18 protein-coding genes are annotated in these 17,176 nt (G+C 60.7%); 9 read left to right on the top strand and 9 right to left on the bottom strand.

Features of this window, described 5'->3' with window-relative positions; genetic code table 11:
* The first annotated feature begins 104 nt into the window (after positions 1-104).
* A complete protein-coding gene (locus tag OUZ30_RS06700; RefSeq protein ID WP_266181447.1) occupies positions 105-1,394 on the top strand; it encodes a carbohydrate porin in 1,290 nt (429 codons plus the stop codon).
* Here the strand turns inward: OUZ30_RS06700 and OUZ30_RS06695 are convergent, their stop codons facing one another.
* Entirely contained in the window at positions 1,395-2,003 is a 609-nt protein-coding gene (locus tag OUZ30_RS06695; protein ID WP_266181444.1) for a class I SAM-dependent DNA methyltransferase, read from the bottom strand.
* A gap of 148 nt (positions 2,004-2,151) precedes the next feature.
* Between OUZ30_RS06695 and OUZ30_RS06690 the strand changes: the two genes are divergently transcribed.
* The 3 genes from OUZ30_RS06690 to OUZ30_RS06680 all read left to right on the top strand — a co-directional run bounded on the left by OUZ30_RS06690 (position 2,152) and on the right by OUZ30_RS06680 (position 5,634).
* Complete coding sequence (locus OUZ30_RS06690) at positions 2,152-2,439, top strand: hypothetical protein (RefSeq protein WP_266181442.1); 288 nt, start codon at positions 2,152-2,154, stop codon at positions 2,437-2,439.
* 421 nt (positions 2,440-2,860) lie between these two features.
* On the top strand, positions 2,861-4,420 hold the full coding sequence (locus OUZ30_RS06685) for a DUF1800 domain-containing protein (protein ID WP_266181441.1): 1,560 nt from the start codon (positions 2,861-2,863) through the stop codon (positions 4,418-4,420).
* An 11-nt stretch (positions 4,421-4,431) separates the two neighbouring features.
* Positions 4,432-5,634 carry a DUF1501 domain-containing protein gene (locus OUZ30_RS06680; protein ID WP_266181440.1) on the top strand — a complete coding sequence of 401 codons (1,203 nt, stop codon included), beginning with the start codon at positions 4,432-4,434 and terminating at the stop codon, positions 5,632-5,634.
* A 55-nt stretch (positions 5,635-5,689) separates the two neighbouring features.
* Here the strand turns inward: OUZ30_RS06680 and OUZ30_RS06675 are convergent, their stop codons facing one another.
* The 5 genes from OUZ30_RS06675 to soxC form a co-directional block, all read right to left on the bottom strand.
* A complete protein-coding gene (locus tag OUZ30_RS06675; RefSeq protein ID WP_266181439.1) occupies positions 5,690-6,595 on the bottom strand; it encodes a sensor domain-containing protein in 906 nt (301 codons plus the stop codon).
* Entirely contained in the window at positions 6,595-6,957 is a 363-nt protein-coding gene (locus tag OUZ30_RS06670) for a PadR family transcriptional regulator (RefSeq protein WP_266181438.1), read from the bottom strand. The genes OUZ30_RS06675 and OUZ30_RS06670 overlap by 1 nt, the downstream gene beginning before the upstream one ends.
* Positions 6,958-7,560: 603 nt before the next feature.
* On the bottom strand, positions 7,561-7,950 hold the full coding sequence (locus OUZ30_RS06665) for a nuclear transport factor 2 family protein (RefSeq protein ID WP_266181437.1): 390 nt from the start codon (positions 7,948-7,950) through the stop codon (positions 7,561-7,563).
* A gap of 68 nt (positions 7,951-8,018) precedes the next feature.
* Positions 8,019-8,576: a c-type cytochrome gene (locus OUZ30_RS06660; protein ID WP_266181436.1), complete on the bottom strand. Its 558-nt coding sequence runs from the start codon at positions 8,574-8,576 to the stop codon at positions 8,019-8,021.
* The gene (soxC, locus tag OUZ30_RS06655; protein ID WP_266181435.1) at positions 8,548-9,861 is read right to left on the bottom strand and encodes a sulfite dehydrogenase; all 1,314 of its coding nucleotides are present in this window, start codon (positions 9,859-9,861) and stop codon (positions 8,548-8,550) included. The genes OUZ30_RS06660 and soxC overlap by 29 nt, the downstream gene beginning before the upstream one ends.
* Positions 9,862-10,135: 274 nt before the next feature.
* Here soxC and OUZ30_RS06650 point away from each other — a divergent pair, with 274 nt between their 5' ends.
* From OUZ30_RS06650 to OUZ30_RS06640, 3 genes are all read left to right on the top strand, one after another.
* Complete coding sequence (locus OUZ30_RS06650) at positions 10,136-10,474, top strand: SLAC1 family transporter (protein WP_266181434.1); 339 nt, start codon at positions 10,136-10,138, stop codon at positions 10,472-10,474.
* 214 nt (positions 10,475-10,688) lie between these two features.
* Positions 10,689-11,678 carry an MBL fold metallo-hydrolase gene (locus tag OUZ30_RS06645; RefSeq protein WP_266181433.1) on the top strand — a complete coding sequence of 330 codons (990 nt, stop codon included), beginning with the start codon at positions 10,689-10,691 and terminating at the stop codon, positions 11,676-11,678.
* Between the two features lie 202 nt (positions 11,679-11,880).
* The gene (locus OUZ30_RS06640; RefSeq protein WP_266181432.1) at positions 11,881-12,879 is read left to right on the top strand and encodes an alpha/beta fold hydrolase; all 999 of its coding nucleotides are present in this window, start codon (positions 11,881-11,883) and stop codon (positions 12,877-12,879) included.
* A gap of 335 nt (positions 12,880-13,214) precedes the next feature.
* On the opposite strand, the gene OUZ30_RS06635 is transcribed toward OUZ30_RS06640, so the two are convergent.
* The gene (locus OUZ30_RS06635) at positions 13,215-13,934 is read right to left on the bottom strand and encodes a TetR/AcrR family transcriptional regulator (RefSeq protein ID WP_266181431.1); all 720 of its coding nucleotides are present in this window, start codon (positions 13,932-13,934) and stop codon (positions 13,215-13,217) included.
* Positions 13,935-14,055: 121 nt separating this feature from the next.
* Between OUZ30_RS06635 and OUZ30_RS06630 the strand changes: the two genes are divergently transcribed.
* Positions 14,056-14,922, top strand: a complete 867-nt coding sequence (locus OUZ30_RS06630) for an alpha/beta fold hydrolase (RefSeq protein WP_266181429.1) — start codon at positions 14,056-14,058, stop codon at positions 14,920-14,922.
* A gap of 212 nt (positions 14,923-15,134) precedes the next feature.
* Positions 15,135-15,611 (top strand): DUF302 domain-containing protein, encoded by a 477-nt coding sequence (locus OUZ30_RS06625; protein WP_266181428.1) that lies wholly within the window; start codon positions 15,135-15,137, stop codon positions 15,609-15,611.
* On the opposite strand, the gene OUZ30_RS06620 is transcribed toward OUZ30_RS06625, so the two are convergent.
* On the bottom strand, positions 15,542-15,919 hold the full coding sequence (locus OUZ30_RS06620; protein WP_266181426.1) for a nuclear transport factor 2 family protein: 378 nt from the start codon (positions 15,917-15,919) through the stop codon (positions 15,542-15,544). The two genes, OUZ30_RS06625 and OUZ30_RS06620, sit on opposite strands and share 70 nt — an antisense overlap.
* Before the next feature lie 423 nt (positions 15,920-16,342).
* Positions 16,343-17,098 (bottom strand): TetR/AcrR family transcriptional regulator, encoded by a 756-nt coding sequence (locus OUZ30_RS06615; RefSeq protein WP_266181425.1) that lies wholly within the window; start codon positions 17,096-17,098, stop codon positions 16,343-16,345.
* Between the last annotated feature and the right edge of the window lie 78 nt (positions 17,099-17,176).

Genomic DNA, 17,176 nt, shown 5'->3' with positions numbered 1-17,176 from the left:
GGCGATAATCATCGCCTTGACGCGCTAGAGTCTGCCCTTTCGCCCCCCTCAACACACTCCTTTGAACCATGCGATTTGCACGAGTCCAAGCCGCGGCATGCCTGATGCTCGCCGCACTGCCGCTTTATGCCGATGAAGCGAGCCTGTGGGTGCCGCAATGGCTCGGCGCGCAATACACCTTTGTCGACCAGCATCAGGATTCGCTGCACTCACCTTACGCCGGCAACCTCAGCCTGCGTCCGGAGGGCGACACCGCGCGCTCGCATACCTTCGGCGCCTATTTCGGCATGGCCCTGCCCGCGCACCTGCAGTTCTATCTGGACATGGAGATGTTCAAGGGTGAAGGCGTTTCAGGTGCCACCGGCCTTGGCGGCCTCACCAATGGCGATGTCATCCGTTCGGGCACGGCCGGACTCGGCAAGGGACCTTATCTCGCCCGCGCCTACCTGCGCTGGGCGCTGCCCCTGAGTGAGGACACCGTCGATGTCGAACGCAGCCAGGACCAGTTGCCAGGCAAGGAAGCGGCGCAACGCGTCGAAGTGAAGCTGGGCAAGATGTCGGTCAACGACGATTTCGACAAGAACCGCTATGCCGGCAGCACGCGTACCCAGTTCATGAACTGGTCGCTGTTCAACAATACCGCCTGGGATTTCGCTGCCGATACACGCGGCTATACCGACGGACTCGTGCTGGCCTGGATCCATCCGAGTTGGAGTCTGCGCTACGGTGTCTATCTGATGCCTTACGAAGCGAACGGGCAACGCCTCGTCTACTCCCTGCCCGACTCAAACGGACAGCAGATCGAGCTGACGCTGCAACCGCAGGCCGATGGTTGGGCGCTGCGCCTGCTGGCCTTTCGCAACAAGGCCCGCATGGGCATCTACGCGGATGCCATCGCCATCGCGCAGGCCACCGGCCAGCTGCCGGACATCCGGGCCGACGATCAGCCGGGGCGGCACAAATACGGTTTCGGCCTGAACGGCGAACTGCCATTGGCAGACGACGGCGACACCGGCATGTTCTTGCGCGCGGGCTGGAACGACGGGCGCACCGAATCGTTCGTGTTCACCGAAGTTGACCGCACCGTCAGCGGTGGCCTCCAGCTGTCCGGCGCTCATTGGGCGCGCCCCACGGACCACTTCTCGTTGGCCGTAGTCATCAATGGACTGTCGTCGATTCACCGCGACTATCTGGCCCTGGGCGGCGAAGGATTTGTCCTGGGCGATGGTGCACTCAACTACGGTCGCGAACAGATTCTCGAGGCGTATTACAGCTTCACGCCTATCGCGCATCTCACGCTGAGCCCGGATCTCCAGCTGATCCATAACCCCGGCTATAACCGCGATCGAGGCCCCGCCCGCTTCGCTGGCTTGCGCGCCCATCTGGAGTTTTGATCAGCCTGGCAATTGCGCCCGCTCCAGCGCAGCGATACGGCGATCCAGTCGCGGCCCGAGATAGCAGTGCGAGCCACACGGCAGCAGCCCCACTTCGCCGAATGCTTTTAGATACCAGGACGGCGCGCGCGAATGGAAGCCGTTCATATCGCCATCCACGCCGTCGCGGCCGGTAAACACTTCGAGAAAGGCGACGCCTTCCAGCATGTCGCTGATGCCTACCAGGCCGGCGCGAATTTCGGCCGGCTTCAGATAATGCAGGACATCGGTACAGACGATCAGATCGAAACGGTGATCGAAGCGCAGCTGCTCCAGTTGCCCGAAGCGCGCCAGGCCAATATTCCTGCGAGCGCCATAGCGCATCACCGCATATTCGCTGGCATCCAGTCCCTGGTAATGAATGCCCGGCCGCAAGGCACGCAGCGGCGCCCGCCAGATACCTTCGCCACAGCCGACATCCAGCACGGTGCGCACGGCTCGCCCGAGGTAGTACTCAGCCTGCCCCACAACCATCGCCACCTTGCGCCGAAGTTCGGCCGGCGAGCCGACGGCGTGGTCGGGGTGGCGATACCACTTATCGAAATAGGCGCGGTCGTAAATCTTGGGCACAAGGGTTCTCCGGCAAACAGCACATTTTAGAACGTGTTCACCCTGATCGAGCGGTGCATCACGCAGGGCGGCCCGGTTCGTCGATGATCACCTGCCGTGAACATGCTTGGCGTCAGCATGAAGACGGTGGAAACGAGAGCAGAGCACCATGCCCACGATCCGCATCCGCATGACCGGCAGCCGCGATGACGCGAACACGCTGCTTACCATCCTGCATGGCATCGATGGCATCGAGCACGTGGAGGAGATCGACGATCCCGCACTCAACATGCGCGACGAATTCGACTTCAGCGACCTGACCGATGACAGCAGCGGCGAACTGTTCCTGATCGAGGTACGTGCAGCCGACCATGTCCACGCCGATGCTGTTCATGCCGTGGCCGAGGTCGAAGCCAGTCAGCTCGGTGTGGTGGTGGAGTTCGTCGACGAGTTCTGACCCTCGCGATCACTCGCTCTCCCCGTTTTGGGAGAGAGCCGGAAAGCGGGGTCTATCCCGCGGCAAGCGGTGAACCGCATCGTCCCGGACTTGGTCTTTCGGCGTCGTCGCGAGCCCCCTCCCCCAAGTCGTCATCCCCGCGGCGCTCGACAGTCGAAGGTCTGCCCAGGCTGGCGGCGCTTCACCGTTGCGAAGCGGTCATCCCGTGACTTGCTTTGATGCACGGCCCTCACCCGGCACGGGGTCCCAGCTGTCGCTGGACTGACGAAGACGGGGGCGGCGACAAGAGGGGCGCGTCCCCGCATGAATCCGTGCCTAATGGATCACATTCCCACGCGATACCCGGTAAGCGGGACGACGACTGCCGCGTTGACACTGGTCAGCAACCGCCGTCATTCACTCTCACCAGGAATTCCGACGCATGCGCCCTACCCTGAAAGTCCCGTCCCGCGGCGGCCGCCCTTGGCTGGCGCTGCTCGGCTTGCTGCTGGTCCTGGGCCCTGCCGGTGCCATGGCACGAGATCCCCGCCCCCTGAGCGAAGACGACATCGCCTGGCTACGCCGCGACGGCTTCGAGCTGGATAGCGCCACGGTCACCCGCTACCGCGAACTGGGCCGCTCACGCTTCCTCGACGAGCAACTCGATCAGCATGACAGCGACGACCGCCTGCCAGCCCCGGTCACCGCACTGATCAACACCTACGAAGTGGCGAACACGCCGCTTGAACAGTTGCTCACCAACCTGCGCGATGAGCAGGAGAAAATCAAGAACATGCCCGATGGCGACGACAAGACCGCCGTCAAGAAAGCCCAGCAGCAGCACGCCAACGATCTGGGGCAGCAGGCGCAGCAAATCGAATTGCTGCACGCCATCTATGGCGGGAACCAGCTGAAGGAGCAGATGGTCTGGTTCTGGCTCAACCATTTCAGCGTCTACGCCGCCAAGGGCCGTGTGCGCTGGGTGGCCAACGACTATGTGCAGAACTCGATCCGTCCGCACGCGCTCGGCAAGTTCCGCGACCTAGTGATGGCCACGCTGGAAAGCCCGGCCATGATGGAGTTTCTCGACAACGCCCAGAATGCCAAGGACCACGTCAACGAGAACTACGCACGCGAGCTGATGGAGCTGCACACGCTCGGCGTGGGTTCCGGCTACACCCAGCAGGACGTGCAGCAGCTGGCCCTGATCCTCACCGGTTCCGGCGTCGCGCCGCTGCGCGATCGCCCCGCACTGCGAGAGCATCCGCGCTATGCCGCCATGTTCGTGCATAACGGCTTGTTCGAATTCAATCCGAGACGCCACGACTACAGCGACAAGATGTTGCTGGGCCAGAAGATCAAGGGCAGCGGCTTCGATGAAGTGACCGAGGCGGTCAACCTGATCACGCGCCAGCCGGCCTGCGCGCAATTCATCTCCAAGAAGCTCGCGGAATACTTTGTCGCCGATGAACCACCGCCGGAACTGGTCGCACGAATGGCCAAGACGTTCCAGCGTACGGATGGCGACATCGCCGCCGTCATGCGCACCATGTTGGAGTCGAAGGAGCTGGCCACCAGCTATGGCAAGAAGTTCAAGGATCCGATGCAGTTCGTGGTGTCCTCCGTGCGCATGGCCTACGACGGCAAACCCATCGCCAATGCCAAGCCCCTGCTCAACTGGCTCAACCAACTGGGCGAGCCCGTCTTCGGCCGCCTCACGCCGGATGGCTGGCCGCTGGAGGGCAGCGGCTGGTCCAGCTCCGGACAGATGGCCAAACGCTTCGAGATCGCGGGCGCGATCGGTACCGGCAACAACCGCCTGCTGACACCGGAAGGCACGGTCAAGGTGGGCGGCGATTTCCCCATGCTGACCACGCGGCTTTATTACGACACCTTCGATCCGCGGCTGAGCCCGCAGACGCGCGACGCGCTGGCCAAAGCTACTTCGCAGCAGGAATGGAACACCTTCCTGCTCTCGTCTCCCGACTTCAACTACCGCTGAGGCCGACCGCCATGAATCGCCGGGAATTCCTGCTCGCCGCCGCCACTGCCGCTGTCGCCGCCCCTGCCCTGTCGTTCTCCGGCAAACTGTTTGCCGCACCGGCCGGAGCGCCACGATTTCTGCTGGTGTTCCTGCGCGGTGGCTACGACTGCAACAACCTGCTCATACCCCATAGCAGCGACTTCTATTACGAGTCGCGCCCCACGCTATCGATCGCCAAGCCGGACCCGTACAACCAGAACAGCGTGATCGGGCTCGACAGCGAATGGGGGCTTAATCCTGCACTGCGCGACAGCCTCTATCCGCTATGGCAGAAACGCCAGCTCGCCTTCGTGCCATTCGCCGGTACCGACGACATGTCGCGCAGCCATTTCGAAACGCAGGACAATATCGAATCGGGCGAGCCCAGCAACCAGCGCAGCGATTTCCGCTCCGGTTTCATGGCCCGCCTGTCGGGCCAGATGGCGAAGGTACCTTCCATCGCGTTTACGGATGCGTTGCCGCTGAGTTTCCAGGGCGGTAATCACGATATTCCGAACATCTCGTTGCGCGGCAATACCAAGCCCGTGTTCGACGATCGACAAGCCAGCATCCTGGCAGGCATGTACCAGAACACCTCGCTCGCCGCTGCCGCCAGCGACGGCCTTGAGCTGCGCCAGACCGTTTCAAAGGAACTGCAGGATGAGATGATGAATGCCAATCGTGGTGCCGCCAATTCCAAGAACTTCGCGGACGAAACCCACCGCATCGCCACCATGATGCGCGACCAGTACCGCCTGGGTTTCGTCGACATCGGCGGCTGGGACACCCACGTCAACCAGGGCAGCACCACCGGCCAACTGGCCAACAACCTCACTAACCTCGGCAAGGGCCTGGCCGCCTATGCCGATGCACTCGGTGACGAGTGGGACAACACCGTCGTCGTGGTGATCTCGGAATTCGGGCGCACGTTCCGCGAGAACGGCAACAAGGGCACCGACCACGGCCACGGCACGGTGCATTGGGTACTCGGTGGCAAGGTCAATGGTGGCCGCATCGCGGGACCGCAAGTGGCGGTGAACGCACAGAACCTGCTGCAGAACCGCGACTACCCCGTACTCACCAACTACCGCGACTTGCTCGGCGGCCTGTTCGGAAAGACCTGGGGCCTATCCGGCAGCCAACTGCAGAACGTGTTTCCGGGGGCCAGGCCCAAGGATCTGCAACTGGTGTGAGCACGCGGCCGATCCACGCACCGGCCCGGGCGGCGAGCGCGAATATCGTCCTGGCTTAAGCCCGTTGATCGTCCGAGCGAACCAGCAAGCCCTTCGCGATGGCACCGTGAAGCTTGCCCAGCGCACGCACCAGATGCAGCGTGGCAAACAACAGGAAGATACCGATGATGCAAAGAACGATCGCATCGCCCCAGCCTGGCTCATGCGATCCGAAGCCCCAATTGATCAGGAGATTATCGTTGTTGAAAGCCAAGCCGATCGGCGAAGCGATAAAGGCCAGCGAAACGATCATGGGCACGACGGTGAAGACGAAATAGAGGATGCCTAGCGGCAACATCAGGATCATGTAGAACAGCATGGTCCAGGTACGTCCATCCGTGAAAATGGCTCCCACACGCTGCCACAGCGACATGCCCGCAAGCTTCGGATACGGCGGACGGCGCGGCATGCGCACACCCAACATCGTCTCCACGATGCGCCCTTCCAGCAGCGACAACGCACGCACGGTGCTGAGAAACAGCACGACGAACGGGATGCCGATGATCAGCACCAACAAACCCAGCGACAGCGAAATGCCGGTCACCGCCCAGGTGAAATAGAAGATGCCGCTGGCCAGTGCCAGCACCATGTAGAACATGGCGCCCCAGGTATGTGAATCGGCAGCGACGCCAAAGAAGCGCCCCATGGCGGAGCGACGCTTGGGCATCGGCGGCGGACGCAGCGCACGTTGGATCTTGATCTCTTGATCCCGGTAAAGATCGGCCACTTCATCCGGTGCGCCGTAGGTGCCCACCACATGGGCCAGCATCTCGGCTTCCCCACGCTGCGGATTCTCGGCCAGTTCGGCGCGCAGATGTTCCTCCGCGTCATACAGCGCATCCTGGATCAAGGCCGGATCCGCGCCACGCAGGGCGTCGCGTAATTGCTTCAGATACTCGGCAATCGTACGTGGTGCGTTCATTACACCCCTCCTTGCAAAACGGTATCGACGGAATCGCGCGTAGCGCTCCAGGCATCCACCCAGTCACGCAGCACCTCGCGACCCAACTTCGTAATGCGGTAATAGCGACGAGGCGGCCCACTGATCGACGGCTCGACCTCGCTGGCAAGCAAGCCTGCCCCTTCCAGATTGCGTAGCACCGGATACAGCGCGCTCTGCTTACCCGCCAACACGCCCTCCCCCACATCCTCCAGGCGCTTGGCGATCTGGTAGCCATACATCGGCTGACGCGACTGCCCCAGCACGGCCAGCAACACCAGGGAGACGGTGCCGGCCGAGAGCTCCTTCTGGAATTTCTTCAGATGGCTGACGGTATCTTCCACAACCCACCCGCACTGCTACTTACCTTGGAGTGAACCATAGTATTGAGTTAACACTAGTGCATGGGCCTGAAGTCATGGCCTGGTGGGCAGATAGTGGGCATGAAACCAATGTTTGTACCGAATGTACAAACATTGGTTCCAGGAGGCGTGTACAAGCATTGGTTTCAGCGCCGGAAATTGGCGTAGAGGCCTGCAGCCAGGCAACAGCGCCGGGAAGCTTCGGAGTGAGGGCGCTCTGCAAGCCACAGGGAAACCCAAAGCATCGCCCATGAGTAAGACCGGGGCACTTTGAGGTCTCCCTTCGTAGCAAGGTATCGCCCCTCCGCGGAGGGGCCCGAACTTGGTCTCCTGGTCGGACGCTGACGCGCTAAAGTGGTGGCGCGGCGGGCCTCAGATATGAGGTACCCGATACCCCTGATAACTTGACTTTATCGATCACGCACGAGGTGGGCGGCCACATCCCTGACTGAATGGCCCCGTCCGGCCACTTGTCGGACCGCATCTTGTTTGAATTCCGGGGTAACCAGCCGACTGCTTATGGGGCTTCCTCCTATGGTCAACTCACAGACTGGAAGTGCCGTCATCGCCGGAGCAGCGCATTATTCAATGCGCGAAAAAAGCGTTCATGCCAGGCAGATCCGACAAATACGTCTCAATGGCTCCAATCTTGTCGCCTTTCAGGAAGAACACCGTCGACAGGTACTCATCAAGTCTCAATCCTTCCCTGTCTGCCGTATTGTGGAGCGACAGCGCGACGTTGTGGCGACTCACCAGAATGTGTTTGAGCTCGAAGTTCAAGCCAAAACTGGCGATGAGTTGTGCTCTCTCAACCACAGCATCCGCCCCCTCGGCAGGTGCCGAGATTCGATTCTCCCCAGGAAGCACCCAAGTAGCGTCATCGGCAAGAAGATTGCGGATCGCCGCCCAGTCCCGCTTTACCAGGGCGGCGTGAAATCCACGCGCGAGCGCAAGTTTTTCTTCGTACGAAGTCACTCCACACCTCCCAAAATCGCTCATTTCTGCACGGCAATCGCGGCCAGTGGTGCCTCGTGAAACGACGTCTACCTGGAATTGGTGACGTGGACGAATTCAGGCTCAGGCACGAAGCCGTCGCGGTTGGGCATCTTGATTTCGAGGAGCGAGGCTCTGTCGAGTGTGGCGCCGTCCGGCAAGATGCCGTTGAGGTTCAACAGGTAGGCTTCTACGGCATAGGTGTCGTCGATACTCAGAAATCCGGGCGCGGTATACGGCATGGCCCGGTGGATGTAATCGAACAACGTGGTGGCATACGGCCAGAAACTGCCGACGGTTTTCACTGGCTTGTCGGTTGCCAGGCTGCCCTGGCCGCCGACCAGACGGTCTCTGATGCCACCTTGGCCATTAGCCCCGTGGCAGGCGACGCAGTAGGTGTTGAACACCGTCTTGCCTTGGTCCACCGTGCCTTTGCCTTCGGGCAATCCGGCGCCGTCGGGACGGACGTCGATATCCCACAGCTTTATTTCCTCCGCTGTCGCTGCGCGGCCGACGCCATAGTCGGGCGGCGCCGCGGCTGCCAGTGTGCTGCTGAGCAAGGCCGAGAGCGCGGCCGCATTACGACAGAGCGTTGTGTACTTTGCCATTGGAATCGATACTCCAGGTTTGCTGCGCGTTGTAGTGAAACAGCGCGTTACTACCCACCCGGGCGATGAAGGACCTGCGGTCAGGCTGGATGTTGCCTTTGTCGTCAGTCGAACGACTGACGATCATGGTCGGCTTGCCATCCCACAGCCAATCCATTTGGAAACGGGTTTGCGCCTTGTACAGCACCGGCAGGTTCAGTTGAGCCACCTTCCAGGTTTTGCCCTCGTCCGTGCTTACTTCAACCTTGGCGATCTTGCCGTGGCCACTCCAGGCTAGGCCGGTGATGCGGTTGTAGCCGGGACGGATTTCCATCATGCCGGAGGGAGACGTAATGACGGAATTGGTGTCCATCCGCAACTGGAACTGGGTCGCCTTACCGTCGGGCCGCAGCTGCGTGTAGCGGTCAGTCTCCCAGCGGGTCATCCATGGCCGGTCACCGAATTTCAGACGACGTAGCCATTTGATATTCAAGTTGCCCTCGAAGCCCGGCATGATCAGCCGGATCGGATAGCCATGCGCCGGCCGGATGGGCTCCCCGTTTTGACCGTAGGCAACCAGCGCGTCATTGAGGATTTCGTCGGTGAGGGGAATGCTTCGGTCGACACCGGCTCCATCACCACCCTCGGCAAGCATCCACAGTGACCGGCGATCCACGCCAACCATATCGACTAGCAACCTGAGTGGCACCCCAGTCCATTCACTGCAGCTGACCAGACCATGGGTGTTTTGCACGGTCAGGTTTTCGTCGGCCTTCTTCCAGTTCTCCCAGCCATTACCTGTGCACTCGATGAAGTGGATTTGGGAGACCGAAGGCAGGGCCATCAGGTCGTACACGGTAAGCACCATGGGCTTCTTCACCATGCCGTGGATCAGCAGGCGGTGCTTGGCTGGGTCTATCTCCGGCACGCCCGCGTGACTGCGCTCGTAGTGCAGGTCCGAGGGCGTGATGATGCCGACCAATTTGTCGAGAGGCGCCTTGGAATTGATCGCGTTGATCGGCTCAACATTCCTCACGCCCGGCCCCGCCTCTGGAACACGACTTATCTGGACATACTTCGAGCGCTCGCTGTACTTGCCCAGCAGGTCGCCAGGGCCACGCGCTGGCACATCCGCCAGAGTGTCCGCCATGGAACGCCCCCATAGGGCGACACCAGGCAAGACCGAAAGGCCGACCAGAACTTTCCGGCGGGTCAAGAGACGTTGCTTCGGACCGGATTCATCACCACCGGATACGCTGCCCTTGTGTTCAGCACCCCGCGTGTTGTCTCGATCTTTGGGATCCATGGCTCGTGTCCCTCATCAGCAGTGGGTCAATGCCAGCAACGGCGCTTGTACGACCCGTTCGGCAATGCGTTCCTGATCGAAATGCACAAGCGTTTCGATCGGGCCATGGCCCATTCCCACTGCTTTATGTGCACGATGTTCATGGCAGACCTCCCAACCGTCCGATCGATGGGCCGGACTACGGATCAATGGTCAAGCCACCATGTCGCCCCTGGGCAGCGACCAACTGCAGCGATGCACGGATGCATCCAACAACTAGCATGGCGCCCCCCGCGTGAAGGATGCATCACACCGGTGCCGTCACGCCCTTTTCTCGCTGATCATCGGGAGCGTTGCGGCACTTGATGTCTGGTCACCCTTTCGCCTATTGCCATGGATCAGAGAGCAGCCGTTCTCTCCGGGCTATTGGGGATTCACTTTTGGTGTCGCCGCCTTGGCTGCCGCGCCGCTGCGCCTGATTGAACGCGGTGAGACAGGCCCCATCGCCTTGCTTGCGCCCTATTTGTTCGCCGCCGCGAACCTGATCATCCTTGGAATGGCCATAGCAACGCTGAACCTACTCGTTCGAGGCAAGCTGCTACCACAGCCAGCGGCAGTGGCTGGCGGACACTGATCGCGCCCTTCCGCTCTCGTTCCGCTCACGCCGCCGGCCTGAAGTAGTGCCGATGCCCGTGCGCAACAGTGATGCTTTCTTCACAGGGGTAGGCTCATGCTGATGAACGCGCGCGCGTTCGCGCACCGCTGAGTTGCTCGCGGACCTGGGGCTACAGTGACTCCTGCATTGGCTTTTCGTCCGGCGCATTGGTCGGACAGTCGGGAGATTTGACATGAAGATTAGGCGTGAGAAGCAATCGACCCGGTGGGCGCTCGCGCTTGCCGCTGCGGGGATCATGGCTTGCGGCGCCGCTGGCAATGCCATCGCGTCGCCAGCGGAGTCGACCAGCCCCGTGATCATGATCAACAAGGCGGCCGAGACGACACCGATCAAGACAAATGCCATTCGTGGATCGATCAGCGAGCTTGATGGATCCGGTGGCAATATTGCCGTCCTCACGGGCAAGGACGGCGCCTTCATGGTCGACGCCGGAATCGCGCTCTCCAAAGATCGACTCGTGACGGCGCTGCGCCAGCTCGGGGTCGAGAAAGTCAAATACCTCGTCAATACGCATTGGCATTGGGACCACACCGATGGAAATCCATGGGTCCATGACTTAGGGGCGATCGTGGTTGCTACACCGAACACGGCGAAATACGTGTCGCAAACCACTCGCGTGGATGATTGGAACTATACCTTTCCGCCGCTGGCCGAAGGGGGCAGGCCTACCGAGATCATCACCAAGGATCGCACCTATCAAATTAATGGCGAAACCGTTCTGGTGAAGCCGATCTCGCCGGCGCATACCGATGGCGACATCGTCGTGTACTTCAAGAAGGCAGATGTCCTCGTGCTTGGCGACACATTCTGGAACGGGATCTATCCATTCATTGATAATGCGCACGGCGGAAGCATCGACGGCATGATTGCTGCCGTCAACGAAGCGCTAGGCCTGTGCACGGATCACACCATCATTATTCCGGGGCACGGTCCCGTTGGCGATCGTGCGCAGCTCCTGGCCTTCAGGGATATGCTCGTGGGCGTGCGCAAGAACGTTGCTGCGCTTAAGCAGCAGGGCAAATCCCTTGATGAGGTTTTGGCGGCAAAGCCGAGCGCGGAATACGATCCCAAGTGGGGCCAATTCGTCATCAATCCCGCGTTTTTCGATCGCCTTGTCTATCAAGGATTGAACCGCCATAGCGGCGATCCATCCACCCACTGACGATGTCGTCATCCATGGGATGACGTGATGAGTGGGCGTTGATGGCTCGCCAGCAGTCGATGTCACTTCGATCAGGTTTTCGCCTGGATGGTTCGATTCGCAACCCGCCCGTTGCGCGCTTTTCTTGATCTTGGGATTGGGCAGGGTAGCCATCCACGCAGTGACATTTCCCCGAGTCGAATTCACGTGAGGAGACGCAGCCATGAGTATCCAAGAGGCAAGCGAGCGCATCAGTCATTCGCGCCGTCAGACCATTGCCAACGCCGGTTCTGTCGTCGCAGCAGCGATGGCCATGCCAATTCTTTCGACTGCCAGTTCCCCCGCCAAAAGCGCCCCATCGCCGACCAAATCATCCAAAGCCGAAGGGCCTCGCTCAAGCGGCAAGATAACCACCAAAGACAGCGTCGAGATCTACTACAAGGATTGGGGAACGGGTCAGCCCATTGTGTTCAGTCATGGCTGGCCGCTATCTGCCGACGACTGGGATACCCAGATGCTGTTCTTCCTCAGTCACGGCTATCGGGTGATTGCGCATGACCGTCGCGGGCATGGCCGATCCACCCAGACTTTTGATGGCAACGACATGGACCATTACGCAGCGGATCTGGCAGCACTGACAGAGGCCCTCGATCTGCGAAATGCCGTTCACGTTGGACATTCAACGGGCGGTGGCGAGGTGGTGCACTACGTTGCCCACTACGGTCAAGAGCGGACCGCCAAGATTGCGATCCTTAGCGCCGTGCCGCCCATCATGGTCAAGAACAAGAACAACCCGGGAGGCACGCCCATCGAGGTGTTCGACGGTCTCCGCGCACAGCTGGCGGCAAACCGGGCCCAGTTCTATCTCGATATTCCAACGGGCCCCTTCTATGGCTACAACCGCCCGGGCGCCAAGATATCGGAGGGGATCATTCGCAATTGGTGGCGTCAAGGCATGATGGGGGGCGCCAAGGCGCACTATGACTGCATCAAGGCCTTTTCCGAGACGGATTTCAACGAAGACCTGAAGAAGATCAACCAGCCGGCCCTCGTTCTGCATGGCGATGATGACCAGATAGTTCCGTACAAGGACGCAGGCGTTCTATCGGCAAAGCTCCTGAAGAATGCGACATTGAAGATTTACCCAGGATTTCCCCATGGAATGCCGACCACTCACGCCGACGTCATTAATGCTGACCTCCTCGCCTTTATCAAGAGCTAGTGTCTTTGGACCTGGCTGCAGTAGGTCAGGATGGCGATGAACAGTCCTCTGCAACTTCGTAGAGTCCCGCCTCAGCGGGGCTCTGTCGTTTTTAGTTTGTGAGTCAGGTGGATGTTGGGTCAGGACGGTGTTGTAAGGCTCATTCCAAGGGGGGCCTTCTGAGGCACGGTGGCGTGAACCATGAGCCTGTCAGTGATGCGATGGCGGCAATCCATCGGAACAACAACATCACAGCCGGAGAAGAAAGGCATTGGAAAACGACAAGATCCGCCACGAACTTGTCGAGGTGATCACGCACCTGGCTTTCTATCCTGGCCAGCCGGCCGCCCAACGCTTCATCGATGTGCGCGCTTGCGCACTCCCTTCTTTGCCTCGTTCCGTGCCGATACCTTGATGGCGTGCTGCACTTCGGCGAGCAACGAGGCGACGACGCGCTCCATCGGGGCTGTATCGTCTTCCAACACGATCCAAAGCGTGGCGCCCTCCAGCCTGATCAGGGAGTCCGCGGCAAGATCCAGCGCATGCGCCTTCGGCAGGAACGGCGTCAAGGTGTCGGCGATGTATTGCCGCAAGTTGCGAAAGTATTCGCGGACCGCTTCAGCCGCTTCCGGCGTTTCGTCCTGTATGCCATATGCCAGGTGCAGCCCAACGCAGCGGCCACGACGGCTGAGATCCTCTGCGATGCGCCGAATGAGAGCCTCGTAACGTGTTGGGCGATTTTTCGTGTCGCTCGGTAGGTCGGCCAGCGTTTCCTGCGCCGTGAGCTCCAGCACGCCTTTGACGAGCGCCTCCTTGGTCGAAAAACGGGTGTAGAGGCTGGCCTTCTTGATACCCACGCGGGTGGCAAGGTCCTGCATGGATGCGCCGGCATAGCCGTGATCACGAAAGAGTTCTCGCGCCTCGCCCACGATGGTTTCGAGTGTTGCCTTCATGATGGGTGGAAATCCTACCGAACGGTAGGTAGTATTATAATGGCCCGCGCGCGCAAAAACCATTCCCGGACTTCCCGACAGGAGCGAAAACACCATGCAACCCACTGACATGGCGAATTCCAACGTTGATTCTTCACGTCGCCGCGTACTCGCCGGCGGCATGCTGGGCGCCTTGGCCTATGCCGCAAGTTCGTTCGCCACGAGCCCTCGGGGCTCACATGCCCCTCGCGTCGAGGAGCCGACCATGAATGAGGTGACCTACGGCAGCAAAAAGCTCGGAGACGTCGAGGTGTTCTACCGCGAGGCGGGGCCGAAGGACACGCCTGTACTTCTGCTGCTGCACGGGTTCCCGACCTCGAGCCACATGTTTCGCGACCTGATTCCCCTGCTCTCGGACCGCTACCGCCTGATTGCCCCCGACTTACCGGGGTTTGGCCAAACCAAGGCACCTCCGCGCGAGGATTTCGACTACACGTTCGACCACCTGGCGCGCGTCATCGGTGAATTCGTCGATGCGATGGCACTCACCCGTTATGCGCTTTACATCTTCGACTATGGCGCACCCACCGGCTTGCGGCTGGCACTGGCTCACCCGGAGCGGGTGACCGCGATCATCACGCAGAACGGCAATGCCTACCTCGACGGCTTCAGTGATGCCTGGGAAAGCTGGCAGACGTATTGGCGCGAACCAACTCCGGAGCACCGCGACGCCTGCCGCGTTGCGCTGGCGCCGGAAACCATTCGCGACATTCAATATCGCCACGGCGCCAATCCCGGGCGTGTATCGCCCGACGGCTACACGCTCGACATCGGCTACATGTCCCGGCCGGGCGCGCAGGACATCCAGCTCGACCTGATCCTGGACTATCGCAGCAACGTGGCGCGCTACCCGGAGTTTCAGGCGTACTTCCGCGAGCACCGGCCGCCGCTGCTCGCGGTGTGGGGCAAGCACGACCCGTTCTTCATTCCGCCCGGCGCCGAAGCGTATCGGCGTGATATCCCCGATGCCGAAATTCACTTGCTCGACACCGGGCATTTCGCGCTGGAAACGCATGCGGCGGAGATCGCAGGCTATATGCGCGATTTCCTGGGGCGCAAGCTGTCCAGGTAATGGCCGGCACGATTCCTGATCGTGCGGAGTGTCCTCGGGCGCGGCCTCCACCATGCGTGGAGGTTGCGTCCCGCTCGGACGTCCCGATATGGATCGGGATGAAGCTGGCCGGCAGCAACTGGCGTCTTTGGGGCATCCGCTGGCGATGGCCCATCGCCCATCGCCGTGACCTGCACAAAGCGTTCGCATCCACGCCAGCATGATAATTATTGATGAACAGCGGTGAGGCCGAATCCCTGGGAAGCGTGCTTCGCTCCATCCTGCTGGCAACCACCCTGGGGTATCTCACCATGACGAATGCACAGGCAGACCAGGGAATCGTCCAGATCCGGTCCCAGCACGGCGTCTCCGAAACGCTGCAACGTCTCGAGCAAATCCTCGCCGAACACCAGCTGACGATTTTTGCGCGAATCGATTTTAGCGGCGACGCGGCAAGGGCCGGACTCGCCATGCGGCCCGAACAAATGTTGATCTTTGGCAACCCGAAAGCCGGCACGCCCTTGCTCCAGGCATCACCTACTGTCGGGCTGGACTTGCCGCTAAAGGCATTGGCGTGGGAAGACGAGCAAGGGGCAACGTGGATCGCTTACAACGAAGCCGATTACGTGATCACCCGACATCAATTGCCACCTTCCATGGAGAAGAACATCGGCGCCGCCGCCGCGTTGCTGCAGCTGGCGGCGCAGTAACGCGGCAAAGACGATGGCGCGGGGAAGAAGGCGTTCATGCCGGACAAATCGGAGAGGTAAGTCTCGATCGCCGAAGTCTTCCCGTCGCGCAGGAAACTTACGGCCAACAAATGCTCGTCGAGCTTAAGTTCATCGCGTACGGCGGTGTTATCCAGCGAAAGCGCCATATTGTTACGGCTGACCAGAATGTGCCTCAACTCGAAGTTGAGGCCGTCGCTGGCGATCAGTCGAGCGCGCTCGACCACGGCACTCGCGCCCACGGCGGCGCCGGAGATCGCGTTGTCGCCGGATCGTACGAAGACGTCCACTCGTAGGATTTACGGGCAGCAAAGATCGAACGTCCGCCTAGTCGAAAGCAGGCATGACTCGAGGCGATTCCTACACATACTCTGATTGTCAAAAGACCTGACCGGGAGCGAACTGGGAAAATCCAAGTGATTGACGCATTTGGACATGCACATACTTTGCTGTCTGAGGCCAGGCAAAGTCTGTGCAGACACACGGCAATTTGCACGCACTTTGGTTTTCAAAACCGCCCGCACTTTGGTGTCATGCCTACTTGGGCATGACACCAATGTTTGTACTGGTTGCGGCGATTGGAGCTGAGCTGGGTGATGCACTCTAATCACGTACTGGGGGGACTGCGTCCCGAGCGCCTCTTCCCTACTCTCGATAACTCCATCGAGCCCCTTGGCAGCAAGCCGGTGACGCTTTTTCCACGTTGTAAAAGATCACGCGGTTCGCGCACGCTTGTCGCCCGGGGGTTTGTTTTGCCCCCTTCCCTTTGGCGAGCCAGCCTTGCCTCGCTTAGCACCACCTGAAGCTGGTGATGTCACGGCCAGCAGGCCCTGCGGAAACGCATCGATCGACGCCAGAGGCTTGTAGGCGAGAGCATCGGCAGTCTTGCCTGCAACACCCAGGGCTCGAAGCGTGACCGCGGCCGTCATCTCGGCGAAGTCGTGCTCGCATCCTGGCTTCAACATGCAGTGGATCGCGCCAATGACGGCCCCCGACACTATGTTGAGTGCCAGCGGCAACGGCATCGTCCGAAAGCGACCACGCTTCATCGCTTCCGCAACGTCGCGGCGCACGAAGTCGAGCAACAGGTTCGGCCCCTGCGTGTCCGGCCACCCCAGTTGCACCAGGAACGCGGCGGCTAAGGGGTGGTGTAGCGCCAGACGGCAAACCAAGCGGATACCGCACGACACGCGCTCTGCCGGGTCATCGCGCTGCCGCACCACCGGATCTGCCAGGAACACCAGATCCTTGGCTACCTCGAGGGCCAGCTCCTGCACCAATGCTTCGGGTGACGGGAAGTATTTGTAGAAAGTGCCCCGCGAGACACCTGCAGCGGCAATGACATCATCGATCGAGGTCGACGATGGCCCCTTCTCGGCAACCAGCTGAAGCGCACTACTCAACAGCAGCGATCGCATGCGCTTACGGCGCTGGGCGGCTACGCGAGGTCGATGGTCTTGGCTTTCCATGGGGTCCGATTTTGCCTTGGATTGCGCCGTTCGGCTCAGCGGGACGCTCAACGGCCGATCGTTTGATGGGCGGCGCAC

It is taken from the genome of Dyella humicola (genome assembly GCF_026283945.1).
GTDB classification, from domain to species: Bacteria; Pseudomonadota; Gammaproteobacteria; order Xanthomonadales; family Rhodanobacteraceae; genus Dyella; species Dyella humicola.
This window is presented reverse-complemented; position numbering and strand designations above follow the sequence as displayed.